General features: G+C 64.7%; 24 protein-coding genes. 16 read left to right on the plus strand and 8 right to left on the minus strand.

Annotated elements, in window-relative coordinates; all coding sequences use genetic code 11:
- Window positions 1-257 precede the first annotated feature (257 nt).
- The 3 genes from AC0L3B_RS28290 (at window position 258) to AC0L3B_RS28300 (ending at window position 2785) form a co-directional block, all read left to right on the plus strand.
- Window positions 258-1118, plus strand: a complete 861-nt coding sequence (locus AC0L3B_RS28290; protein WP_007603233.1) for an alpha/beta fold hydrolase — start codon at window positions 258-260, stop codon at window positions 1116-1118.
- 121 nt (window positions 1119-1239) lie between these two features.
- Window positions 1240-1989, plus strand: a complete 750-nt coding sequence (locus tag AC0L3B_RS28295; protein WP_473381454.1) for a vWA domain-containing protein — start codon at window positions 1240-1242, stop codon at window positions 1987-1989.
- A gap of 70 nt (window positions 1990-2059) precedes the next feature.
- On the plus strand, window positions 2060-2785 hold the full coding sequence (locus AC0L3B_RS28300) for a DnaJ domain-containing protein (protein ID WP_018455184.1): 726 nt from the start codon (window positions 2060-2062) through the stop codon (window positions 2783-2785).
- 224 nt (window positions 2786-3009) lie between these two features.
- On the opposite strand, the gene AC0L3B_RS28305 is transcribed toward AC0L3B_RS28300, so the two are convergent.
- Entirely contained in the window at window positions 3010-4857 is a 1848-nt protein-coding gene (locus AC0L3B_RS28305) for a serine hydrolase (RefSeq protein ID WP_473381455.1), read from the minus strand.
- A gap of 384 nt (window positions 4858-5241) precedes the next feature.
- Between AC0L3B_RS28305 and AC0L3B_RS28310 the strand changes: the two genes are divergently transcribed.
- The 5 genes from AC0L3B_RS28310 to AC0L3B_RS28330 all read left to right on the plus strand — a co-directional run bounded on the left by AC0L3B_RS28310 (window position 5242) and on the right by AC0L3B_RS28330 (window position 10016).
- On the plus strand, window positions 5242-5580 hold the full coding sequence (locus AC0L3B_RS28310) for a phasin family protein (RefSeq protein WP_007603238.1): 339 nt from the start codon (window positions 5242-5244) through the stop codon (window positions 5578-5580).
- 781 nt (window positions 5581-6361) lie between these two features.
- Entirely contained in the window at window positions 6362-6694 is a 333-nt protein-coding gene (gene clpS, locus AC0L3B_RS28315) for an ATP-dependent Clp protease adapter ClpS (protein ID WP_018455182.1), read from the plus strand.
- A gap of 290 nt (window positions 6695-6984) precedes the next feature.
- Entirely contained in the window at window positions 6985-9390 is a 2406-nt protein-coding gene (gene clpA / locus AC0L3B_RS28320; protein ID WP_018455181.1) for an ATP-dependent Clp protease ATP-binding subunit ClpA, read from the plus strand.
- 81 nt (window positions 9391-9471) lie between these two features.
- Window positions 9472-9768 (plus strand): hypothetical protein, encoded by a 297-nt coding sequence (locus AC0L3B_RS28325; RefSeq protein WP_245288412.1) that lies wholly within the window; start codon window positions 9472-9474, stop codon window positions 9766-9768.
- On the plus strand, window positions 9708-10016 hold the full coding sequence (locus AC0L3B_RS28330) for a cupin domain-containing protein (protein WP_018455180.1): 309 nt from the start codon (window positions 9708-9710) through the stop codon (window positions 10014-10016). Before AC0L3B_RS28325 ends, AC0L3B_RS28330 begins: the two co-directional genes overlap by 61 nt.
- A gap of 46 nt (window positions 10017-10062) precedes the next feature.
- Here the strand turns inward: AC0L3B_RS28330 and AC0L3B_RS28335 are convergent, their stop codons facing one another.
- The 5 genes from AC0L3B_RS28335 to AC0L3B_RS28355 form a co-directional block, all read right to left on the minus strand.
- Window positions 10063-11484: an MFS transporter gene (locus AC0L3B_RS28335; RefSeq protein ID WP_473381456.1), complete on the minus strand. Its 1422-nt coding sequence runs from the start codon at window positions 11482-11484 to the stop codon at window positions 10063-10065.
- 146 nt (window positions 11485-11630) lie between these two features.
- Window positions 11631-11852 carry a hypothetical protein gene (locus tag AC0L3B_RS28340; protein ID WP_162496372.1) on the minus strand — a complete coding sequence of 74 codons (222 nt, stop codon included), beginning with the start codon at window positions 11850-11852 and terminating at the stop codon, window positions 11631-11633.
- Window positions 11853-11878: 26 nt separating this feature from the next.
- Window positions 11879-12904, minus strand: coding sequence for an aldo/keto reductase (locus AC0L3B_RS28345; protein ID WP_085351373.1), 1026 nt, complete (start codon window positions 12902-12904; stop codon window positions 11879-11881).
- A gap of 116 nt (window positions 12905-13020) precedes the next feature.
- A complete protein-coding gene (locus AC0L3B_RS28350) occupies window positions 13021-13257 on the minus strand; it encodes a hypothetical protein (RefSeq protein WP_473381457.1) in 237 nt (78 codons plus the stop codon).
- A 98-nt stretch (window positions 13258-13355) separates the two neighbouring features.
- Window positions 13356-14312, minus strand: coding sequence for an AraC-like ligand-binding domain-containing protein (locus AC0L3B_RS28355; protein WP_018455176.1), 957 nt, complete (start codon window positions 14310-14312; stop codon window positions 13356-13358).
- 197 nt (window positions 14313-14509) lie between these two features.
- On the opposite strand from AC0L3B_RS28355, the gene AC0L3B_RS28360 reads away from it, so the two are divergent.
- A complete protein-coding gene (locus AC0L3B_RS28360; protein ID WP_473381458.1) occupies window positions 14510-15526 on the plus strand; it encodes a carbon-nitrogen hydrolase family protein in 1017 nt (338 codons plus the stop codon).
- 27 nt (window positions 15527-15553) lie between these two features.
- Window positions 15554-16594, plus strand: coding sequence for a phenylacetaldoxime dehydratase family protein (locus tag AC0L3B_RS28365; protein ID WP_247404152.1), 1041 nt, complete (start codon window positions 15554-15556; stop codon window positions 16592-16594).
- 5 nt (window positions 16595-16599) lie between these two features.
- On the opposite strand, the gene AC0L3B_RS28370 is transcribed toward AC0L3B_RS28365, so the two are convergent.
- A complete protein-coding gene (locus AC0L3B_RS28370; protein WP_085351376.1) occupies window positions 16600-17238 on the minus strand; it encodes an HAD family hydrolase in 639 nt (212 codons plus the stop codon).
- A 233-nt stretch (window positions 17239-17471) separates the two neighbouring features.
- On the opposite strand from AC0L3B_RS28370, the gene AC0L3B_RS28375 reads away from it, so the two are divergent.
- Both AC0L3B_RS28375 and AC0L3B_RS28380 read left to right on the plus strand, forming a co-directional pair.
- The gene (locus AC0L3B_RS28375; protein ID WP_085351377.1) at window positions 17472-17768 is read left to right on the plus strand and encodes a hypothetical protein; all 297 of its coding nucleotides are present in this window, start codon (window positions 17472-17474) and stop codon (window positions 17766-17768) included.
- A gap of 76 nt (window positions 17769-17844) precedes the next feature.
- On the plus strand, window positions 17845-18045 hold the full coding sequence (locus AC0L3B_RS28380; protein ID WP_018455171.1) for a hypothetical protein: 201 nt from the start codon (window positions 17845-17847) through the stop codon (window positions 18043-18045).
- A gap of 42 nt (window positions 18046-18087) precedes the next feature.
- On the opposite strand, the gene AC0L3B_RS28385 is transcribed toward AC0L3B_RS28380, so the two are convergent.
- Window positions 18088-19128, minus strand: a complete 1041-nt coding sequence (locus AC0L3B_RS28385; RefSeq protein WP_473381465.1) for a TRAP transporter substrate-binding protein — start codon at window positions 19126-19128, stop codon at window positions 18088-18090.
- 115 nt (window positions 19129-19243) lie between these two features.
- On the opposite strand from AC0L3B_RS28385, the gene AC0L3B_RS28390 reads away from it, so the two are divergent.
- From AC0L3B_RS28390 to tsaA, 4 genes are all read left to right on the plus strand, one after another.
- A complete protein-coding gene (locus AC0L3B_RS28390; protein ID WP_162496378.1) occupies window positions 19244-20188 on the plus strand; it encodes a lytic transglycosylase domain-containing protein in 945 nt (314 codons plus the stop codon).
- Window positions 20189-20294: 106 nt separating this feature from the next.
- Entirely contained in the window at window positions 20295-21035 is a 741-nt protein-coding gene (locus AC0L3B_RS28395; RefSeq protein ID WP_473381459.1) for an AzlC family ABC transporter permease, read from the plus strand.
- Entirely contained in the window at window positions 21032-21382 is a 351-nt protein-coding gene (locus AC0L3B_RS28400) for an AzlD domain-containing protein (protein ID WP_085395617.1), read from the plus strand. Before AC0L3B_RS28395 ends, AC0L3B_RS28400 begins: the two co-directional genes overlap by 4 nt.
- Window positions 21383-21413: 31 nt before the next feature.
- Complete coding sequence (gene tsaA, locus AC0L3B_RS28405; RefSeq protein WP_018455166.1) at window positions 21414-21905, plus strand: tRNA (N6-threonylcarbamoyladenosine(37)-N6)-methyltransferase TrmO; 492 nt, start codon at window positions 21414-21416, stop codon at window positions 21903-21905.
- Window positions 21906-21972: the final 67 nt, after the last annotated feature.

Raw genomic sequence — 21972 nt, forward strand, 5'->3', positions numbered from 1 at the left:
TTACTGCAAAACGGAACCCGATCGAGACAGGTTGCGTCGGATGGTGACGTGCACCCTGACGTAGCCGTGTGAGAGCGAGATGCCCAAGAAACGTGTGCGCCGCACAATGAAAGGGCTGCCGGTTCACAATATTTGGCCTTCCTGTCACGCGGCTGTGACATATATTAGGGAATAGGCGACCAGGGGCCGAAGAGCTCCGGAAGAACACGATTTTCAACAGGGATTCAGGCCGCAAGAGCCTGAGGCTGAGGACGAAAATGAAGCGTGGAATTGCCGTTCTGGTTTCGGTCAGTGCCCTCTGTGGCGTCGCCTATTTCACGGCGAGCAAGTGGGCAATCAGGCACGAGACCATCACCTTCTACGATGCCTCGCGCGACAACCGTGCGGTGCCCGTCGATATCGCGATCCGTCGTGACAAGGAAATGCAGGCCAATGCCGGCATGATCACGATGCCGGTCGCCGTGATCAACCACGGCAACACCGTCAAGAACACCGAGTACGGCTTCCTCGCCAACATTTTCGCCGCGCGCGGCTACCTCGTCGTCAGCCCGCAGCATGATTTGCCGACCGATCCACCGATGGTGACCAAGCCCGGCGAGATCTATGTCGGCCGGCTGCCGCAGATCCTGCGCGGCGTCGCCAACATCCATCTCGCCATGCAGGAGATGAAGAAGGTTCAGCCCAACGCCGACTACGAAAAGGTGACGATGGTCGGCCACTCCATGGGCGGCGACATCACGATGTATTTCGCCAAGCAGTATCCGGATGAGGTCAAGAAGGTCGTCACACTCGACAATCTTCGCGTGCCCTTCGTCACCGCCGGGAAGTTCAAGATCCTGTCGTTCCGCTCCACCGATCCGCAGTTCAAGGCCGATGCGGGTGTGATCCCGACCGACGAAGAATGCGAGAAGGCCGGCATCCAGGTCGTGAAGACCGAATTCCAGCACAACGACATGCGCGACACCGGTCCGGATGCTGCCAAGAACTCGATCCAGGGCATGCTCGACAAGTTCCTGAGCGCGACCGACAGTGAAGTGGCGCCGGTCGACACGCAATCGTCCCCGCCCAAGATTCTCGAGCCCGGGCCGGTCGCTTTGATGGCGCCCGCCAAGAGCTGACGCCTTCCTCGTCGTCGATACCGATTTCAAAGCCTCCGCCGGCTGCCGCCTGCGGGGGCTTTGCGCATTGACCGGGCTGCATGTGCTGACCACATTAGCCGCTCACGCAAGGGTCAAGGAAATGTCCGGCGAACCCATCAAACCGCGCGGCCGCGATGCCGTCTCGGCGCAACCAGGCGACGCTGTGCCGCAGGCGGGGACCTCGACCTCGGAGGACATCGCCGCCTTCGTCGCCAACGCGCGCGCGCTGTCACCGCATGCGCCCGGTGCAAAAGGGCGGCTGATCTTCGCGCTGGATGCGACGATGAGCCGGCAGCCGACCTGGGACATGGCTTGCGCGCTTCAGGCCGACATGTTCCGTGAGACCGCCGCGCTCGGCAGTCTCGACATCCGGCTCGTCTACTATCGCGGCTTCAACGAGTGCCGCGCCACGGGATGGATCTCCGACAGCGCCAGGCTGGCGGCGCTGATGAGCAAGATCGATTGCCGTGGCGGCGACACCCAGATCGGCAAGGTGCTGAGCGAGGCGCGGCGCGAGGCCGTCGCATCCGGCGTGCGCGCCGTCGTCTTCGTCGGCGACGCCATGGAGGAGAACGTCGACCAGCTCTGCGCCAAGGCAGGCGAGCTCGGCATGCTCAAAGTGCCTGTGTTCGTCTTTCAGGAAGGCCATGACGCGGTGGCCGAGAAGGCCTTTCGCGAGATCGCGCGCCTGACCGGCGGCGCTTGGTGCCGGTTCGATCCGGGCGCGGCGGCGCAGTTGCGCGAGCTGTTGCGCGCAGCCGCCGCCTACGCGGCCGGCGGACGCGAGGCGCTGTTGCAATTGGCCAAGACCGCCAGTGGCGCGGCCAGGCTGATCGGCCAGATGAAGTAGCGCTGGCGCGCGGTCGGCGGGGGCGCAAGGACTCGATGCTTTTTGGCGGTAGGCCGACTATATTCGGGCCATGACCCTGATCGCCGGCGCTATCGCAATTATCACCCTTTATTTGCTGCTCCAGATGTTCCGTTCGGCCAATCCGGCCGTGCTGGCACGCGCGATCAGGTTCGGTGGCGGCGTGGTGGCGCTGGCTGTCGCAGCGTTCACGGGCTTGAAGGGCGAACTGGTGGTGGCGATCCCGCTCGGGATATTCGGCGCCGGGCTCTTGGGCTGGACACCGATGGCAAACGCCGGCTTCGGCAATATCGGCGGGCTGTTCGGCGGGGGCGCGACGCGCCCGGCCGGTCAGGCCTCGCGCGTGCGCTCGCAATTCCTGGATATGCGGCTCGATCACGATTCCGGCCAGCTCGGAGGCCAGATCGTCGCCGGGCCTCACGCCGGGCGCGATCTCGATGAGTTTGATCTCGCGGCCCTGCTGGCAATGGTCCCGGCGTTCGACGCCGAGAGCGTGGCCCTACTTGAAAGCTATCTGGACCGCCGGTTTCCCGCTTGGCGTCAGAACGCGCAGGGCGACGCGGCAGGGGGGCAGCGCCGCACGGTGGCGAGCGGTAAAATGACGACGGAGGAGGCCTATCAGATCCTTGGCCTGCAGCCGGGGGCGGGGCGTGACGACATCAGCCGGGCTCACAAGTCCCTGATGAAGAAACTGCATCCCGACCAGGGGGGCTCGACGTATCTCGCTGCCCGTGTAAACGAGGCCAAGGATACTCTGCTTCGCACGCATAACGGCTAACTCCGGCACCACGCTACAAACGCTCGTCCCGTGTGAGCTCTGCTTGCTCTGTTTGCCGTCGCCCCGATGCCCGCCATTGTCGGCGTGGTCGATCCCTTGCGTAAAGTTTTAACCGTAAATCCTTGACGAGAGGTTGTCGTGGAACAGCCTCGTCGGTCACCGCATCCCGAAAATGAAAATGCCCGCGCAAGGCGCGGGCATTTTCATAGGAGCGGTGCGAAAGTTCAGTTGCGGACGGTCATGCAGGAGATATCGGCGCGCTTCAGGGTGCGGCAGACGGCTTCGGCCTGGTCGCGGTCGAGCCCGGCGAAGCGGGCGCGGTAGAGCTTGCGATTATCTTTCGCGACGACCGGCTCGGTGAACGGGTCGGCCTTGCTGAGCAGGCCGCGAGCCGAGCTGCGCGCCGCGTCGATGCGCTGCTGGGCTTCGTTCTCGCTCTCGAGCGCGCCGACCTGAACGATCCAGCCGCTGTGGGTAGCAACCGGCTTCGTGGTGGCGCTCATCTGGATCGGCTGCAGCGCCGGGTCGGCTGATGCGAGCTTCGCAGCAGCCGGGACGGGTGCGGCGGCGGTGGCGGCCGGCAAGACGCCGAGGGTGCCGTTGCCGGTGCCGAAGCCCGCCGGCTGCCGCGGCAGCTCGGCACGGGTGATCTCGGCCCTCGGAGCTTCCGGTTGGCTGGCCTCGGGCTTGTTGATGAGGTCTGCGCGGGCGACGACGGCACCGGAGGTTTCGGCGACTTCGGAGCGGGATGCGATCGTGCTCGTGACCTGCGGTGCGATCTGAGCCGGGGCGGCGGAGGCGACCTTCACCGCGCCGGCCTTGACCTGGACGGTCTTGACCCGGACCGGCTTCATCGGTTCGGACGAACCGGGGATGATCGAGAGCGGCTGGCTCGAGATCACGCCATTGGTGAGCGGCGCAGGCTCGATCTTGGATTCTATCGGCCGAACTTCAGGCCTATTGGCTTCAGATCTGGGCTGAGCCGGCGGCACCGCGGCAGCCGCAGCCGCAAGCGTCGAAAGGCGCGCGGCGAGACGCGACGGGGCTGCTTCGGGAGCAGGGGCAGCCGACGCCTGGACCTGCGGAGCGGAACGGGCCGGGGTTTCCGATGTATCGGCGACTTCGGCAGCGGCGTCGGAGCCGTTGCGTTCGGTGACCGCGGCGACGGTGTGGGTGGTCGCGGCCTTATCGAGGTTCTCCGCGAGCAGGTTACGCATGATGGCGTCGCGCGAGCCGCCGCTACGGCCGCCCAGCACCACGCCGATCAGGTGGCGGTTGCCGCGGCGCATCGAGGTCACGAGATTGAAGCCGGAGGCGCGAGTATAGCCGGTCTTGATGCCGTCCACGCCCTCGACATTCCCGAGCAGATGATTGTGGTTCCGGATCGACTGTCCGCGCCAGTTGAACGTCGAGGTCGCGAAATAGCGATAGTAGCGCGGGAAGCGCTCCTGGATGGCGCGGCCGAGCGTGGCCTGGTCGCGCGCGGTCGTGACCTGCTCGTCGTTGGGAAGACCGTTGGCGTTGCGGTAAACCGTCCTGGACATGCCGAGCGAACGCGCCTTGCGCGTCATCATCTGGGCGAAGTCGTCCTCGTCGCCGCCAATCGCTTCCGCGATCACAACGGCTGCGTCGTTGGCGGAGCGGGTGACGAGACCTTTGATCGCGTCCTCGACGCGGATGGTCTGGCCGGCACGCAGGTTCAGCTTGGTGGGATCCTGATCGGCGGCGTGCTGCGACACCGGCATCTCGGTGTCGAGCTTCATCTTCCCGGACTCGAGGCGCTCGAACAGCAAATAGAGCGTCATGATCTTGGTCAGCGAGGCCGGATGGCGGATCCCGTCGGGACTCGTGGCCTGAAGCACGGAGCCGGAGTTGCCGTCGACGATGATCGACGCGAATTTCGGGCTGGAACTCTCGGACACATCGCGCTGTACGCGGTGGTGCGCGGTGTGACGCCGGTGGCGCCGCGCCTCGGCAGCATCGGTGGTGAAGATGACTGCACTCGTGACCGCAAGAAGCCCAAAAACGCCAACCCGCGCCAAGCGCGAGGAAGACAAGTTTTTACGAAGCATGAAACCCCGTCCCCGTTTCTGACTTGATCACCGGCTCGTGAGGCGAAATTGTGCCCAAGGGACCCGGGATCATTACCTGCTCAGGCTGTCCTCCGCAGATGTTCGCCGCGGGGGACGTTGGACCTGAGCCGCTGTTCTGGCTAAGGTGATGTTCTCCAACGGCTTTTGGCCGCTTGTGGAAGTTGAACACGTCCAGGGAATCAAGGTAGGGGGCCGCGGTTTCCAAAAGCTTAAGGAACAATTGCGGGAAACCCCGGGAATCTTGGCAAATTTGCCCGCAATTTTGTGCGACGCACAAAATTCTTGACTTTTTTGTGCGTTGCACTAATCGTGAGCAGAGTCAGGGAGCCGGGGCTTCCGACAGGCTAGGGAAAAGGATTCCGAATGTTCAAGGTTGAAGACTTTCAGGGCTACGGGAAAGAGCACTTCGAGCAGTACGTCGCCTCCGCGACGTCGATGCAGCACGGCCTTCAGGCGATCGCCAGCGCTTATGGCGACTACACCAAGAAGTCGTTCGAAGACACCAAGTCCTTCGTCGAGAAGCTTTCCGGCGTGAAGTCGCTGGACAAGGCCGTCGAAGCGCAGACCGAATTCGCCCGTTCCGCCTACGAGTCCTTCGTCGCGGAATCGCAGAAGATCGCCGGCCTTTACAGCGACCTCGCCAAGCAGGCGTTCAAGCCGGTCGAGACCATCGTGTCGAAGTTCACCCCGGCCGCCAGCTAACGTTTCCTGACGTCCTGGAATCAAAAGCCCGGCTGCACTAGCCGGGCTTTTTTTGTTTGTCTCGAAGTGTAGGTCTCAGCGCGCCACGCGCAGCTTCCACAGCGTGCCGGTTTCCTTGAACATCGAGACGTCTGATCTGCCTTCGTCACCAGATAGAACTTGTCGGAGCGGCTCGCGCAATACTGCAGCACGCGGGAGGTCGGGTCGCTCCGGTGTTCACCTGCACCGTATGGATCGTGATGTTCGCCGCCTTGGCGTTATCGCACAGCTTCTTCTGCCGCGCGTCGATCTGCGAGGCGTGACGATCCCCGGAAATCTGTGCCTTTGCCCGTTTTCGCGTCACGCCATTGAGGGGCAATTGGTCCGTAGAAAACCGGAGATAGCCCGCGCGAAACCGCCGCAGCCGCGTTGCTGGCCGGGTTCCTGGTGAACATCTTCTAAACCGGCGGGGCGGAAGCTTTTGTCAAATCAGTCCGGATTGATTAACCTTGGTGAGGATCGCCCGGACCGGGAATCGGGACCGCCATGGCCGCATCGGCCGAGCTGCCGCACGCTTGCGGCGAGCCGGGGGCAGGCCCATATTCGGTGAGGCCGATCCGGTTTGGACCGGACCGGCTGGAAGCGGCGATCCAAAAGGCGGTGCGCCTGTGCGAAGCTCCGAAGGCCGGGGCTGCGCGGCGAACCGTCATACGCTTCCGTGGGGAATTTGAACGCCTGAGCCATGCCGCAACTGTCTTCCAGACCAGATCCGTCCGCGGCCGCCGCCGCCCACGCTGCCCTGATGAGCAACGACGAGAACCGTTCCGGCGGTCCTTCCGCGCCAAACACGTCCGTCATCACCAAGGTCAAGCCGAAGACCAAACGGCCGAACCTGTACCGTGTGCTGATCCTGAACGACGATTACACGCCGATGGAATTCGTCGTTCATGTGCTGGAGAAATTCTTCCAGAAGGACGCCGAGGCCGCAACCAAGATCATGCTGCACGTTCATCATCACGGGATCGGGGAGTGCGGCGTGTTCACCTACGAGATCGCCGAGACCAAGGTAACGCAGGTGATGGATTTCGCTCGCAAGCACCAGCATCCGCTGCAATGCGTGATGGAAAAGAAGTAAGACACGTTACGGCGCATTCGAAGCCGGTTCTTGTGCATGTCGCAGTGTGATTGCCGCGTGATGTCTGCGCGCGATGTTCGTTGCAGAGGGCAAAACTACGGAATTTCGGACCGGTGCTGATCGTGCCCAAACCGGAACGGGTTTTGCATCAAAAAATACCGTAGCTGTGCAGCCGCCTGAGTCGCGGAACCGGTCTTTCGCCGCGATCTTGTATAACTATATGTGACAAAGGTTGTTGTTGCCTGACCGGGCGATGGCGATCATGATGGTGGGGGCCATAGAGGACGCGAATGCCGACTTTTTCCCAAAGCCTTGAACAATCCCTGCATCGTGCACTGGCGATCGCAAACGAGCGTCATCACCAATACGCGACGCTCGAGCATCTTTTGCTCTCCCTGATCGACGACTCCGATGCAGCCGCCGTCATGCGCGCCTGTAGCGTCGACCTCGACAAGCTCCGTACGAGCCTCGTCAATTATCTTGAGACCGAATTCGAGAACCTGGTGACGGACGGCGCCGATGACGCCAAGCCGACCGCAGGCTTCCAGCGCGTGATCCAGCGCGCGGTGATCCACGTGCAGTCGTCCGGTCGCGAAGAGGTGACCGGCGCCAACGTGCTGATCGCGATCTTTGCCGAGCGCGAGAGTCATGCCGCGTATTTCCTGCAGGAGCAGGACATGACGCGCTACGACGCCGTCAATTATATCAGCCACGGTATTGCCAAGCGGCCAGGCGTCTCCGAGGCGCGGCCGGTGCGCGGTGTCGACGAGGAGACCGAGACCAAGGGCAGCGAGGACGCCAAGAAGAAGGGCGAGGCGCTCGAGACCTATTGCGTCAACCTCAACAAGAAGGCGCGCGACGGCAAGATCGATCCGGTGATCGGACGCAATTCCGAGATCAACCGCGCGATCCAGGTGCTGTGTCGCCGGCAGAAGAACAATCCGCTGTTCGTGGGCGAGGCCGGCGTCGGCAAGACCGCGATCGCGGAGGGCCTGGCCAAGCGCATCGTCGACAGCGAGGTGCCGGAGGTGCTGGCGGCTGCGACCGTGTTCTCGCTCGACATGGGCACGCTGCTCGCCGGTACGCGCTATCGCGGCGACTTCGAGGAACGCCTGAAGCAGGTGCTGAAGGAGCTCGAGGCGCATCCCAACGCCATCCTGTTCATCGACGAGATCCACACCGTGATCGGTGCGGGCGCGACGTCGGGCGGGGCGATGGATGCCTCGAACCTGCTCAAGCCCGCGCTCGCTTCCGGCACCATTCGCTGCATGGGCTCGACCACCTACAAGGAATACCGGCAGCACTTCGAGAAGGACCGCGCGCTGGTGCGGCGCTTCCAGAAGATCGACGTCAACGAGCCGACGGTCGAGGACGCGATCGCAATCCTCAAGGGCCTCAAGCCGTACTTCGAAGACTACCACCGGCTGAAATACACCAACGAGGCGATCGAGGCTGCGGTACAGCTCTCTTCGCGCTACATCCACGACCGCAAGCTGCCGGATAAGGCGATCGACGTGATCGACGAATCCGGCGCGGCGCAGATGCTGGTCGCCGAGAACAAGCGCAAGAAGACCATCGGCATCAAGGAGATCGAGACCACGATCGCCTCGATGGCGCGGATCCCGCCGAAGAGCGTGTCAAAGGACGATGCCGAGGTGCTCAAGCATCTCGAGCAGACCCTGAAGCGCACGGTGTTCGGTCAGGACAAGGCGATCGAATCGCTCGCCGCTTCGATCAAGCTGGCGCGTGCCGGCCTGCGCGAGCCGGAGAAGCCGATCGGCTGCTACCTGTTTTCGGGTCCGACCGGCGTCGGCAAGACCGAGGTCGCAAAACAGCTGGCGGCGTCGCTCGGCGTCGAGCTGTTGCGCTTCGACATGTCCGAATACATGGAGCGGCACACCGTGTCGCGCCTGATCGGCGCGCCTCCCGGCTATGTCGGTTTCGATCAGGGCGGCCTGCTCACCGACGGTGTCGACCAGCATCCGCATTGCGTGGTGCTGCTCGACGAGATCGAGAAGGCGCATCCCGATCTCTACAACGTCCTGCTCCAGATCATGGATCACGGCCGGCTCACCGACCACAACGGCAAGCAGGTCAACTTCCGCAACGTGATCCTGATCATGACCACGAACGCGGGCGCGTCCGATCTCGCCAAGCAGGCGTTCGGCTTTACGCGCTCGAAGCGCGAAGGCGACGACCACGAGGCGATCAACCGGCAGTTCGCGCCGGAATTCCGCAACCGTCTCGATGCCGTCGTGTCGTTCGGCCATCTCAGCGTCGAGGTGATCGGTACGGTGGTCGAGAAGTTCGTGCTTCAGCTCGAAGCGCAACTCGGCGATCGCGATGTCACCATCGAACTGTCCGACCCCGCCAAGACCTGGCTGGTGAAGCATGGTTACGACGAGCAGATGGGCGCACGTCCGATGGCTCGGGTGATCCAGGAGCACATCAAGAAGCCGCTGGCCGACGAGGTGCTGTTCGGCAAGCTCAAGGGTGGCGGCCATGTCCGCGTCGTTCTGGTCAAGGACGAGGCCGACGAGACCAAGGACAAGATCGGCTTCGAGTTCGTCGAGGGTCCGGTCACGCCGAAGCAGGAGAAGCTCCCGGGTGCCCGCAAGCGCCCGCCGGGCAAGTCCAAGCCCGGTGGCCCCGGCGGCTCGAAGGGGCCGACCAAGAGCCCGCTGGTCAAGGCTTGATCTGCGCGCGATGAATTGAAAAGGCCGGCTGAGAAGCCGGCCTTTCTCGTTGGCAGCCAAATATAAGCAAGAAGATCCGGTATGACCAACACGCCTTCTGCAAACTCGTCGTCAGCTTCCTCGATCCCCGCCGACGATCCCGGCCGCGCCCTGACGGTCGCCGATCCCGACGGCGCTGACGTGCCGCATATCTCTGTGGCCGGCGGCACCTACACGGTTCTGGTGTCGGGCGCGCAGACCGCAGGACGCTATTGCCTGGTCGACATGCTGGTGCCCGCCGGCGGCGGGCCCCGCCGCACCGCCACGACTTCGAGGAGATGTTCACGCTGCTCGAAGGCGAACTTGAATTCACCTTTCGCGGTAAGTCCCATACCGTAAGTGCGGGGTCGACCGTCAACGTCCCGGCCAACGCGCCGCACGCGTTCAAGAACGTGTCCGGCAAGACGGCCCGTATGCTCTGCATGTGCGCGCCAGCGGGACAGGACGAATTCTTCCTGGCGGTTGGCTTTCCCGTCGAAGGCCGCACATCGCCACCGCCGAAGCCGACCCCGGAAGAGATGGCCGAGAAAGGCAAGCTGATCGCAGCACTGCTGCCGAAATATCGCACCGAGATGGTGAAGATGTGAGGCGCGGCGGACGCAGCCGAAATCGGCCTTCCCAAATGGTCGCGCGCTATTCGCCGCGCAGGCGCTGGTCGTCCTGCACGCGAACATGCTCGGCGCCGCGCGCACCCGCGGACGACAGCCGCAACATGCTCAGCGCTGCGCCGCAGAGCGCGAAGCCGACGCCGGTCAGCAACGCGATCCTGGTTCCCTCGATCGGATAGCGGCCGAGGAAGAGTGCCACCAGCGCTGCGCCGGTGGTCTGCCCAAGCAGCCGCGCCGTCCCCAGCATGCCGCTGGCGCCGCCGGCACGCTCGCGCGGGGCGGCCGCGATCATGGTGCGGTTATTGGGGGTCTGGAACAGGCCGAAGCCGGCGCCGGCCAGCGCCATCCGCCAGACCACGTCGAGCGGCGTGGGCGCAGCCGGCAGCAAGGCGAGCGCAGCGAGGCCGCAGGCGAACAGCGTAAGGCCGATGCCGCCGAGCAGGCCGGCCGGATAATGCTCCACCAGGCAGCCGGCGAGGGGGGCTGCGAACGCCACCGCGATCGGCCACGGCGTGATCAAGAGGCCCATATGCACCGCCGAATAGCCGAAGCGGCTCTGGAGATAGAAGGGGATCGCGACGAAGGCCAGCATCTGCCCGCAGAACGAGGCGATCGAAGTCGCAATCGACAATGCGAACACGGGGATGCGCAACAGGTCGATCGGCAGCAGCGGCGAGGCCATGTGGGTCTCGCGGTAGATCAGCAGCGCGCCGGCGACGAGCGCGATGGCGAACTGCACGAGGCAGGTGATCGCGGCTTCGCCATGACCGACGCTATCGACGGCCGCGATGCCGACGCCGAAGGTGATCGCGGACAGCCCCGCGCTCTGCCAGTCGAAGGAATGGCTCGCAGGCCTGGTGTGCGGCAGGCTGCGCAGGCCCAGCACCAATGTCACCACGCCGAGCGGAACGTTGATGGCGAACAGCCAGGGCCAGCTGCCGAACGCCAGGATACCGGCGGCGAGCGTCGGGCCGACCGCGGCTGAGAAGGCGACGACGAGAGCGTTGAGCCCGATGCCGCGGCCGAGCTGGCTGCGTGGGTAAGTGAAACGCACCAGCGCTGCGTTGACGCTCATGATGCCGGCCGCGCCGAACCCCTGCACGATGCGTGCAATCGTGAGGAGCGGCAGCGTGTGCGCCAGCGCGCAGAGTGCGGAGGCAAATGTGAACAGCACCAGGCCGACCAGATAGACGCGGCGATAGCCGACGATCTCGCCGAGCGAAGCCAGCGGCAGCAGCGAGATCGTGATCGCGAGCTGGTAGCCGTTGACGATCCAGATCGAGAACGCCGGGCTGGCGTCGAGGTCGGCCGCGATCGTCGGCAGCGCGACGTTGGCGATGGCGCTGTCGACCACTGCCATGATAATGCCGAGCGCAATGGTCAGGACCGCCTGGCCACGCTGCGGCTGCGGCAGGCCGTCGGCGTGCTCCATGGAGGCTGGCAACATGATGGCGGCGTGCTTGATTCGAGCCGTGGTTCGTCTCCGGATTAGGAAATTGCGAGATGCATCGCAACCCGGCAGGATACGGGCGGTTCCTGCGCCGGGAGCGGGTCTCCCGGCAGCGCGGGCATGGGTCGGCATGGCCTCGCGGCTCACCAGCGGGAGGTCGACTTCCCGAACACATAGAGCGCGCCGAGCCCAACCGTCACCGCGGTCGAGACGATCAGGATGGTGCGCTCCCAATCGATCCGCTCCGCTCGGCGCGGTTGAGATTGAGAGCGGTGAACAGGGCCTTCATGGCAAATCGGCGCATCGGCTGCCTCGCGTGAGCGCACGATGCCACTGTCGGCGCGGGCCGGCTTGATGCAGCTCAAGCCGGACTGCGCCGGCGTGCCGGTCTCTACACCGCCGGCGGATTGCGGTCGGTGAAAGTTGTGCGCTGGTGCCAGTAAGGATAGGGCAGCGTCACCTTGCTCGCCGCATCGAGCTTGGCGATCTGGTCCTTGGTCAATGACCAGCCGACCGCGCCGAGATTTTCGCGCAGCTGCGTCTCGTTGCGCGCGCCGATGATCAGCGTCGAGACGGTCGGACGCTGCAGCAGCCAGTTCAGCGCGATCTGCGAGACGCTCTTGCCCGTTTCCCTGGCGACCTCGTCGATCGCATCGACGACGCGATAGACGTGCTCGTCCGGCACGGGCGGGCCGAACTCGGCCGTCTTGGGCAAGCGGCTTACGTCAGGCTTTGGCTGGCCGCGGCGGATCTTTCCGGTGAGGCGTCCCCATCCGAGCGGCGACCAGACCACCGCGCCGAGGCCCTGGTCGAGGCCGAGCGGCATCAGCTCCCATTCGTAGTCGCGCCCGATCAGTGAATAATAGGTCTGGTTGGCGACGTAACGCGGGAAGCCATGCTTGTCGGCAACGCCAAGCGATTTCATCAGGTGCCAGCCCGAAAAGTTCGACACGCCCACGTAGCGGATCTTGCCGGCGCGCACGAGCACATCGAGAGTCGCGAGCACCTCTTCAGGCGGGGTGAAGGCGTCGAAGCCGTGAAGCTGGAACAGGTCGATGTAATCGGTGCCGAGCCGGCTCAGCGAAGCGTCGATGGCTGTAAGCAGATGCTGCCGCGACGACCCGATGTCGTTGGGGCCGTCGCCGAAGCGGAACGTCGCCTTGGTCGAAACCAAAACCTTGTCGCGGCGGCCCTTGATGGCTTCGCCGAGAACGCGCTCGGACTCGCCGAGCGAATAGACGTTCGCGGTGTCGAACATCGACACGCCGGCATCGAGGCAGATATCCAGAAGGCGCCGGGCTTCGGTCGCGTCGGTGGTGCCCCACGCAGCGAGGCGGCCCACGCCGCCGAAGGTGCCGGTCCCAAGACTCAAGGCGGGCACCATGAGGCCCGAGCGGCCCAAGCGTCGGTATTCCATCGATTTGCTCCTCGGCTGGCCGCTGATTGATCCCCGCGACCTCTGTGCCGGATCGTAATGCAAGGCTGCGCCGTGTCCTACCTCGCGCTCACATACCGGCCTTGCTTGGAAACGGCCTAGTCGTGCAGACGCATGTCATCGAATGCCGCGTCAGTCACGCGCGGGCTGGCCGTCGTCGCCGGAAGCGGAGCCGCGCCCCTCGTTACTGGTGATTGAAGGCAGGTGGCCTCGTTCTCGCGCGCCGGCCGCGGCAGGAGCGTCAGGCTCCAGCCCACCGCAACAAGCACCGCGAGCCGGATCGCGATCACGCCGAGCAAGACTTCCGATCCGCTTATCGTGGCGTTGGTTCTCATGTGCAGAGCCTGATCCCGGCTGCAGCACCTGACAATCTGGAATTCACGAGCACGGCCTTCGCCTGAAGCGAAGGCTCGGGCCATTGGCTGCCCGGACGTCAATGCCGCGACTGGCTCTGCCGGAAGTCGCGCGGTGACATCCCGAAATGCTCGCGGAAGACGCGGCCGAAATGCGAGAGGTCGTTGAAGCCCCAGGCGAAGGCGATCTCGCTGATGTGGCGGTGAGCGAGCACGGGGGAGGCGAGGTCGCGCCTGCATTGAGCGAGGCGCTCACCGAGGACGTAGCGCTGGAACGAGGTGTCCTCGTCAGCCAGGAGATCGTTGACATAGCGGGACGAGATGCCGAGCGCCGCTGCGGTCTCGGACAGCGAGAGGTCGGGATCGGCAAGATGAGCCCGGATATGCGCCTTCAATCGGTAGAGCAGGGCGGAGCGATGCGTCGAGGACGGCAGCGGCGTCTTGCCCAGCCGCTCGCCCAGCGCCATCGCCAGGACATCGACGGCCTGTTCCGACAGAGCGGCGGCGTGGTGCAGATCGATCTGATCCGCGCTCTGGCAGAGCCGGTAGATGAAATCGTAGGCGATCCTCTGCAGTGGCGAGTCCGGCCCGAAAGAGGTGGCAGTAAGAGTTTCGGTCGCGCCGAGCCGGCGCTGCAGCATCTCGCGCGGCACCTTGAAGATGGTCTGCGTGAAGATGCCGTCGAATTTCAGCTCGTAGGGACGGGTGGTGTCATAGAGCGCAAACTCTCCCGGACTGACCACGGCCTCGCGGCCGTCCTGCACCACGCCGCCGGCGCCGCGATTGCCGAGCGCGATCAGGATGAAGTCCTGATCCGAGCGCGCGATGCGCGACGGCGTGCGCAACACGTGTTGACGGTCGGAGCAGACCTCGGAGCATTCCGCCTTGCCCAGTGGCGCCCGGGTGACCGTGCCGCGAAAGGCGCTGCCAAGATCGGACCTGCAGTCGAGCCCGACGAAGACGTCGCAAACGATTTCCTGCCAGAGCGCAAGCCGGCGGTGGCCTGGGCTGTCGTCCGTGGTGAACTGGATTGGCATCTGCAGAGCCTGCCTTTCACATCCCGCAAAATCGCGTGTCGGCGCTGGTCCCGACTGACGAAGGCAAATCCCGTACCGGGTCGGTGAATCCCGTCCGGTCGAGTTTTTGTTCCGCCGCGGTCGAGCGCCCGCCGCCCGGCTTGGTCAAATAGACTGCATCGGACCTGGCTTCCGATCAACCGGCAAGGGAGGCGGGAATGGGCATCGAACATCCGAAATACAAGGTCGCGGTGGTGCAGGCGGGGCCCGCCTGGCTCGATCTCGACGCCTCGATCGACAAGTCAATCGCCCTGATCAGGGACGCCGCCGAGAAGGGCGCCAAGCTGATCGCTTTTCCGGAAGCCTTCATCCCCGGCTACCCCTGGCACATCTGGATGGATTCGCCGGCCTGGGCGATCGGTCGTGGCTTCGTGCAACGCTATTTCGACAATTCGCTGTCCTATGACAGTCTGCAGGCCGAGCGGCTGCGCGACGCCGTGCGCAAGGCCAAGCTCACTGCCGTGCTCGGTCTGTCCGAGCGCGACGGCGGCAGTCTCTATCTGGCGCAATGGCTGATCGGGCCCGATGGCGAGACCATCGCAAAGCGCCGCAAGTTGCGGCCGACCCATGCCGAGCGCACGGTCTATGGCGAGGGCGACGGCAGCGATCTCGCCGTGCACGCGCGGTCCGACATCGGCCGCATCGGCGCCCTGTGCTGCTGGGAGCATCTCCAGCCGCTGTCGAAATACGCCATGTATGCCCAGAATGAGCAGGTCCATGTCGCGGCCTGGCCGAGCTTTTCGCTCTACGATCCTTTCGCGCCGGCGCTCGGCGCCGAGGTGAACAACGCCGCCTCGCGCGTCTATGCGGTCGAGGGCTCCTGTTTCGTGCTCGCGCCTTGCGCGACGGTCTCGCAAGCCATGATCGACGAGCTCTGTGATCGGCCGGACAAGCACGCGCTGCTGCATGCCGGCGGCGGCTTCGCTGCGATCTACGGCCCCGATGGCAGCCAGATCGGCGATAAGCTCGCGCCGGACCAGGAGGGCCTCTTGATCGCCGAGATCGATCTTGGCGCCATCGGCATCGCCAAGAACGCCGCTGATCCAGCCGGGCACTATTCGCGCCCCGACGTGACCCGGCTCCTGCTCAACAAGAAGCGATACCAGCGCGTCGAGCAGTTTGCGCTGCCGGTCGACACCGTCGAGCCCACGGACATTGCCGCGGCGGCGAGCTGATCGCCGCAATTGAGGGGAGGCACGATCATGGAATCCGCAATTCCTCTGCATCTCGAGACGCCGCGCACGCGCCACAAGCGCGTGCCGGACGATTACCAGCCGCCATACCCGTCCTTCGTGGCGCGCTATAAGCCTTCCGTGAACCGGGTCGTGATGGCCTATTTCGGCCTTCAGTATCGCGGCACGGCGGCAGCTGCTGCAACGGACGCTCTCGCCGAAATCGCGGCGCGGTTTGCCGCGGAAGGCGGTCCTTCGCATTGGGACCGGGCGCAATATGTTGATCAGGCAGGCTACGAGAACGTCGTCTCGGTGGCCTATTGGGACGACATTGCGCGGTTCGACAAATGGTTTGCATCGGCGCGCGAGGCCTGGACCGGAGCGCAGCCCGAGGGCATCGGCACGTTCATCGAGGTGCTGCGCCCCACGGTGGCGCGGCACGAGACGCTGTTTTCCTCGCTCGGCCGGCCCGAGGGCGTCGCCGCAATCTCCGGCGGCATGAGCGGCGAGGTGCAGGAGCACGCCTATTGGGGCGGCATGCGCGACCGCATCCCGCTGTCACAGACCGATCCGATGTCGCCGGGCGGCAATCCCGAGCTGATCCGCGACGGCGCGCGGCTGCGCGTGAAGGCGCACGACAATCTCTGTCTGATCCGATCAGGCCAGGATTGGAGCGATACCGAAACCTCGGAACGAAAGCTCTATCTCGACGACGTCGAACCGGTGTTGCGCGAGGGCATGGATTTCTTGCGCGATGACGGCCTTGGCATCGGCTGTTACGCCAACCGTTACATGCGCGTGCTTGCAGCCGGCGGGGACGCGAGTGAAAAGTCCTACGGTCAAAGCTGGTGGAAGAGCCTGGCGGCGCTGGAGCGGTGGGCGGAATCGCATCCGACCCACGTCAGGATATTCGGCGCCGCGATGAAGTACCTGTCGACGCTCGGCCCCTCGGCAAAACTGCGGCTCTACCACGAGGTCACCGTGGCTGCTGCCGACGAGCAGTTCTTCGAGTACCTGAACTGTCACGCCAAGACCGGCATGCTGGCGGCGGTGGAGACCGTCGCCGCTTGATAGAGTTAGATCACGCAATGGCCGAGCAGCTCGGGATGCGCGGCGCAGATGTGATGCGCGCCGGCGTCCCGCAGCTCGGTCTCGCTGCCGTAGCCATAGAGCACGCCGATCGCGGTCATGCCGTTGGTGCGGGCGCCGACCACGTCATGGCTGCGGTCGCCGATCATGATCGCGCTGGCGGGATCGACCCTGGCTTCGTCGAGCGCGTAGCGCAGCAGGTCGCGCTTGTCGACGCGCGTGCCGTCGAGTTCGGAGCCGAACACCCGCTCGAAATACGGTTTCAGGCCAAAATGCTCGACGATACGGGTGGCGTAGACCGCGGGCTTGCTGGTCGCCACGAACATGCGCGGTGTTGTCGCGGCAAGCGTTGTCAGCGTGTCCACGATACCGGCATAGGCTTCGTTCTCGAACAGGCCGACGTCGCTGAAGCGCTCGCGATAGAGCAGCAGCGCCCGGTCGGCGAGTTCCGCGCTGCCCGTGAGCTTTTGCAGGCTGGCATGCAGCGGCGGCCCGATGCACCAGGTCAGCTCGTCCTCGCTCGGAACCGCAACGTTGAGCCGCTCCAGGGCGTACTGGATCGAGCGCGTGATCCCGGGCTTCGGGTCGGTCAGCGTGCCGTCGAGATCGAAATAAATGGTCACCATATTGTCGCGCCTGTGTTGATACCGCCGCCTATTGCCAGACCTAAACGAGGCCGGGGGCCAAGGCAAACGCGCAACCATTGTCACGCCGAAAATCGCCTTCCCGATACCGCGTATCCCTTAAAGCTCGCTATTCGCGGGAGGGAAGCGTAGAGTCGCGCCATCACCGCCTTTCCATTGGCATCGACCGGTGACTGAGGGTCACCAGCGCTCCCGCCGACTGAGCAGGAGCGTGCATGACTCGATTTCGTCTGGTCGACTGGATCCGCCGGAGAGCGCTTCTCGTCGCATTGATGCTTGGCACATTGATACTTGGCACACTGTCGCAAGGCGCTGTCGCGGCAGGACCGGACTGCCGGGCGATCGAAAGCACGAGCGGACGTCTCGCCTGCTACGATGCTGCGTTTCCTCCGAAGGAAAAAAAGCCCGCTGCTGCGGAAGGCGATGGGTCCCGTGCTGCCTACAAGGACCCGTTCGTGGCGGAAGAGGCCAGAACCGCGGCGAAGCTGAAGAACATCTGCCGCGGCTGTTGAGGGTTGCTCGTTCGCCGCGCTCGTCGATCAACGAGTCCGGACGAGGGATCGAGACGATTTTTTCAGGAGAGGCCGGATGAGCGAGCGACTTGAAACCCTGAAGAAGGCCCGTGAGCGCATGATCGAGGACAGGGACGCGCATGCGAAAGTGCTGGCCGCCCCCTTTGTGCGCGACACGGCCGAGCGAGCGCGCAACAAGTTTATCGAGATCCAGGCGCTGATTGATGCCCTCGACCGCGCCATCCGGGGCGAAATCCCGGTTGCGGTCAAAAACTAAGGCGGTAGGCAGCGAGACCAGCGGAGCGCCGCTACCGCTCCCTCATTGCTGTCTCGCCCATTCAACGATGGCGGTCGCCTCCGCGCCTGCCCGGGTTTCCCAGGCGGTGATCGCGCCCGTTGCTGCCTTCCGCAGCCCCGTGACAAGGGACGCAGGCGCCGGCTCGGCGATATGGACGCCATTGTCGCGCATGCGCGCATAGTTCTCGATGGTGCGGTGGCTCAATAGCGCCAGCTGGCTCTGCTCAGTCTCGGCCGCCGCCGCCAGCACCTCGCGCTGCATCGGTTCGGACAGTTCGGCAAAGGCGTCGCTGCGGACGAAGGCGATCGAGATTGGCATCGCGTAGTTGATGGCCGTGAAATGCGGCAGGAAGTCCCACAATTTGCGTCCCGCGCCGCCGTCGCCGGAGGTGAGGAAGGCATTCAGCCGGTGTTCCCTCAGTCCGGCGAGCGCCGCATCCATCGGCAGGAATTGCGCGTTCGCGCCGGCTGCGCGCATGACCTCGGTGGAATTGGCATCGTAGGTTCGCAGATTCAGTTTCGGCAGGTCGTCAGCACCGTCGAGCGACTGCTCCGACCAGAGGCCCGTGGCCGGCCAGATCGTCACATAGAGCAGCTTGAGGCCGCGCGCAGCCAGCGCCTTCTCATAGAGCGGTCGCGCCCGCAGATTGGTGGCCCGGGCGAGATCCACCGATTGCACGAGAAAAGGCAGGGTGGACAATCCGAGCACAGGGTCGAGGCCCGAGAGCGCGCCCGCGAAGGCATCGCCGCCCGCGATCCGGCCGTCCAGCGCCGCGCGCGGCATCTCGCCCGAGTTGATCTTGAGCTGGTTGTCGAAGGCGTTAGTCACGGTCACGAAGCCGTGGGTACGGTCGGAGACGCGGCTGGCGAAAGTCGCCAGCCCAATCCCGGAGATGTTATTCTCAGGGTATTCCGTGGTCATCCGCCAATTGACTTGAGACGCGACTTGAGACGTCACCTGCGCGGCGGCTGGCGCGACGCTCAGGATGAGCGCGGCGAGGACAAGGATCGCGCGGATCCGTTTGGCGGGGTAACGCATTGGGAGAAGCAGGTCAGGCAGCATAATATTGGCGACCCGTCGAACCATGGCACGATGCCACAACATTGTTGATCACACTGTCGCATGCCGCGCCGAGGCGCGCCACCGCCGTGCCTGCGCGCGATGGGTGCAGATTGCGATGTGCATCATCTCCGCGCTGCTTGTCTCGTCGACCCAGGCCGCGGCATGGGACAGTTCGCCCGCCAAGACCGACGTTGCCATCCCAAGCGTCGAAGAACTCGCTGTGCAGCCGGAGAAGCCCGGTGCGCGGGAGAGCGACACGCGGGAGTCGATCTGCCTGATCATCGAGGCCGCGGCGCGCGATGCCAATCTTCCGCTGGAGTTCTTCGCCCGCGTGATCTGGCAGGAAAGCCGCTTCCAGACCGATGCGGTCGGGCCGGTGACGCGCAGCGGCGAGCGGGCGCAGGGGATCGCGCAATTCATGCCGGGCACCGCGAGCGAGCGCGGGCTGCTCAATCCCTTCAATCCGGTGCAGGCGCTGCCGAAGTCGGCGGAATTCCTGAACGAGCTGCGCAACCAGTTCGGCAATCTGGGGCTGGCGGCGGCCGCCTACAATGCCGGGCCGCGCCGGGTGCAGGAATGGCTCGCCGGCACCGGCGGCATGCCCGAGCAGACCCGCAATTACGTTCTTGCGATCACCGGCACGAGCGTCGATGCGTGGGCCAAGGCAGGCGCGACCGGCAAGGGGCCGCCCAGCGTGCCGCCGACGAGCTGCCGCGATCTGATGGCGCTTTTGAAGCGCGCGCCGAATGCCTTCGTCGCCGAGCTCGAGCAGCATGTGGAGCTTGCGGCTGCAAAGGTCTGGGGCGTGCAGCTCGCCGCGGGCTTTGACCGCAACCGCGCGCTGGCGATGTACTCCCGCGCGGTCACGCGGCTGAGCGCCGTGATCGGCGAACGTGATCCGAGCCTGCTCAGCTCGGTGATGCGCAGCCGCGGCACGCGCGCCTTCTACCAGGTGCGCATCGGCGCCGATACGCGGAGCGAGGCGGATGAACTCTGCGGTCGCATCCGCAAGGCCGGCGGGGCGTGCTTCGTGCTGAAGAATCGCGGTGTGAGCGGGTAGGGCATCTGTCCCAGCGTGCATGCCAGCCCCGCCGTGCGCTTTCTTGACGCGAGGCGCCGCATTGCCCGTTATGCGGGCACGATTCCTCATCCGGCCAAGACTCCCCGTGGCGCTTCCTCCGCTCAATTCACCTCAATGGCAAAGTCCCTGGCGCGCCTTTGCGTGGGGGCTGCGCTCGATCACGCAGACCATCCTCACGCTCGTGCTGTTCGTGACCTATCTCGGCATCGGCGCGCTCGCCCACGACACACATTTCAGCCTGCTCTGGGCGCTCTGCTCGACGCTGTTCGTCTGGGCAGGTCCGGCGCAGATCATCCTGATCACCACGCTTGGCTCCGGCGCGACGATCGTCCAGTCCGCGATCGCGGTCACCGTCAGTGCGATCCGGCTGTTTCCGATGGTGGTCTCGGTGCTGCCGTTGATGCGCACGCCGACGACGAAACGGCGCGAGCTGTTTTTCGCGGCGCATCTCACCGCGGTGACACTGTGGGTCGAATGCCATCGCTTCCTGCCGCAGGTACCGCGTGAACGCCGGATCGCCTTCGTCAACGGACTTGGCTTCGGTCTTGTCTCGGTGTGTCTCACCGCCAATGCGGTCGGCTATTTCCTTGCCGCCAATCTGACTCAGACGCTTGGCGCGGCGATCCTTTTGCTGACGCCGCTGTCCTTCCTGTTCTCGACCGCACGCAACAGCCGCGAGGTCGCCGATGTCGTCGCCCTCGCGCTGGGCATATTGCTGTATCCGCTGGCCGCGAAGATGAACTCCGGCCTCGACATCCTCGTCAGCGGCCTCGCGGCTGGCACGATTGCTTATGGCGTGCATTGGTGGCGGGAGGTGCGCGCATGAGCTTTGCGCAGCTCATTGGCGACTGGCACGCCCTGGCGGTGCTGTTCGTCGCCGGCGTTGTTCCCAACCAGATATGGCGCATGCTGGGCCTGTGGTTCGGCGGCGGCATCGACGAGGGCTCCGAGCTTCTGGTCTGGGTACGGGCGGTCGCCACGGCGATCCTGGCCGGCGTCATCGCCCAGATCGTGGTCGAGCCCCCTGGGGCGCTTGCGAGCGTGCCGGACGCCCTGCGCTACGGTGCGGTCGGCGCCGGCCTCGTCGTCTTCCTGCTGGCCCGCCGCTCGATCTTCGCGGGCGTGGTCGCGGGCGAAGTCTTCATGCTGGCCGGCAAGTGGTGGTTGGGCTAAAACCGCCGGCGAACAGCAGGGAATTGGACATATGGTTCGCGAAAACCAGCTCCGCGAGGGTGAAGTCTCCATCGAGCTGCCGCCGACGCAAGATGCCGGCCTCGTCTTCATCGGCCGCATCCGCACGCCCTGGAGCTCGCGGATGGAGACCCCGCGGCAGGGCCGGACAGACGGCCCGATATGTCGGCTCGAGATCTTCGAGCCATTCGTGCCGGCGATCAAGGGCGTCGATTTCTACAGCAATCTCGAAGTGCTTTACTGGCTCGACAAGTCGCGCCGCGACATCGTCCTGCAAAGCCCTAAGAACAACGAGAAGACCCGCGGCACGTTTTCGCTGCGCTCGCCGGTGCGCCCTAATCCGATCGGCACGTCGATCGTGAAGCTGGTCGGCATCGAGGGCAACGCGATTCTGGTGCGCGGGCTCGATTGCCTCGACAACACGCCGCTGATCGACATCAAACCAGATCGTTGCGAGTTCACGCCGCTGGCCGCCCCGCAGCCTGGAGATTTTCAGACGGAGTGAAGTGTCTCCTCCGTCATTTCGAGGAGCTCTTGCGACGAAGCAATCCAGACTGTAGCCGCGGAGGCAG

It is taken from the genome of Bradyrhizobium sp. Kon56, from assembly GCF_055807635.1.

Excerpts from the sequence above, each read along its gene's own strand:
- AC0L3B_RS28335 (WP_473381456.1), bottom strand. The coding sequence starts at position 11,484 with ATGTTGCCAGCCTCCATGGAGCACGCCGACGGCCTGCCGCAGCCGCAG.
- AC0L3B_RS28350 (WP_473381457.1), bottom strand. The coding sequence starts at position 13,257 with ATGAGAACCAACGCCACGATAAGCGGATCGGAAGTCTTGCTCGGCGTG.
- AC0L3B_RS28370 (WP_085351376.1), bottom strand. The coding sequence starts at position 17,238 with ATGGTGACCATTTATTTCGATCTCGACGGCACGCTGACCGACCCGAAG.
- AC0L3B_RS28400 (WP_085395617.1), top strand. The coding sequence starts at position 21,032 with ATGAGCTTTGCGCAGCTCATTGGCGACTGGCACGCCCTGGCGGTGCTG.
- AC0L3B_RS28385 (WP_473381465.1), bottom strand. The coding sequence starts at position 19,128 with ATGCTGCCTGACCTGCTTCTCCCAATGCGTTACCCCGCCAAACGGATC.
- clpA (WP_018455181.1), top strand. The coding sequence starts at position 6,985 with ATGCCGACTTTTTCCCAAAGCCTTGAACAATCCCTGCATCGTGCACTG.
- AC0L3B_RS28310 (WP_007603238.1), top strand. The coding sequence starts at position 5,242 with ATGTTCAAGGTTGAAGACTTTCAGGGCTACGGGAAAGAGCACTTCGAG.
- AC0L3B_RS28330 (WP_018455180.1), top strand. The coding sequence starts at position 9,708 with ATGTTCACGCTGCTCGAAGGCGAACTTGAATTCACCTTTCGCGGTAAG.
- AC0L3B_RS28360 (WP_473381458.1), top strand. The coding sequence starts at position 14,510 with ATGGGCATCGAACATCCGAAATACAAGGTCGCGGTGGTGCAGGCGGGG.
- AC0L3B_RS28295 (WP_473381454.1), top strand. The coding sequence starts at position 1,240 with ATGTCCGGCGAACCCATCAAACCGCGCGGCCGCGATGCCGTCTCGGCG.
- tsaA (WP_018455166.1), top strand. The coding sequence starts at position 21,414 with ATGGTTCGCGAAAACCAGCTCCGCGAGGGTGAAGTCTCCATCGAGCTG.
- AC0L3B_RS28290 (WP_007603233.1), top strand. The coding sequence starts at position 258 with ATGAAGCGTGGAATTGCCGTTCTGGTTTCGGTCAGTGCCCTCTGTGGC.
- AC0L3B_RS28375 (WP_085351377.1), top strand. The coding sequence starts at position 17,472 with ATGACTCGATTTCGTCTGGTCGACTGGATCCGCCGGAGAGCGCTTCTC.
- AC0L3B_RS28325 (WP_245288412.1), top strand. The coding sequence starts at position 9,472 with ATGACCAACACGCCTTCTGCAAACTCGTCGTCAGCTTCCTCGATCCCC.
- AC0L3B_RS28345 (WP_085351373.1), bottom strand. The coding sequence starts at position 12,904 with ATGGAATACCGACGCTTGGGCCGCTCGGGCCTCATGGTGCCCGCCTTG.
- AC0L3B_RS28365 (WP_247404152.1), top strand. The coding sequence starts at position 15,554 with ATGGAATCCGCAATTCCTCTGCATCTCGAGACGCCGCGCACGCGCCAC.
- AC0L3B_RS28380 (WP_018455171.1), top strand. The coding sequence starts at position 17,845 with ATGAGCGAGCGACTTGAAACCCTGAAGAAGGCCCGTGAGCGCATGATC.
- AC0L3B_RS28300 (WP_018455184.1), top strand. The coding sequence starts at position 2,060 with ATGACCCTGATCGCCGGCGCTATCGCAATTATCACCCTTTATTTGCTG.
- AC0L3B_RS28355 (WP_018455176.1), bottom strand. The coding sequence starts at position 14,312 with ATGCCAATCCAGTTCACCACGGACGACAGCCCAGGCCACCGCCGGCTT.
- AC0L3B_RS28390 (WP_162496378.1), top strand. The coding sequence starts at position 19,244 with ATGTGCATCATCTCCGCGCTGCTTGTCTCGTCGACCCAGGCCGCGGCA.
- clpS (WP_018455182.1), top strand. The coding sequence starts at position 6,362 with ATGAGCAACGACGAGAACCGTTCCGGCGGTCCTTCCGCGCCAAACACG.
- AC0L3B_RS28305 (WP_473381455.1), bottom strand. The coding sequence starts at position 4,857 with ATGCTTCGTAAAAACTTGTCTTCCTCGCGCTTGGCGCGGGTTGGCGTT.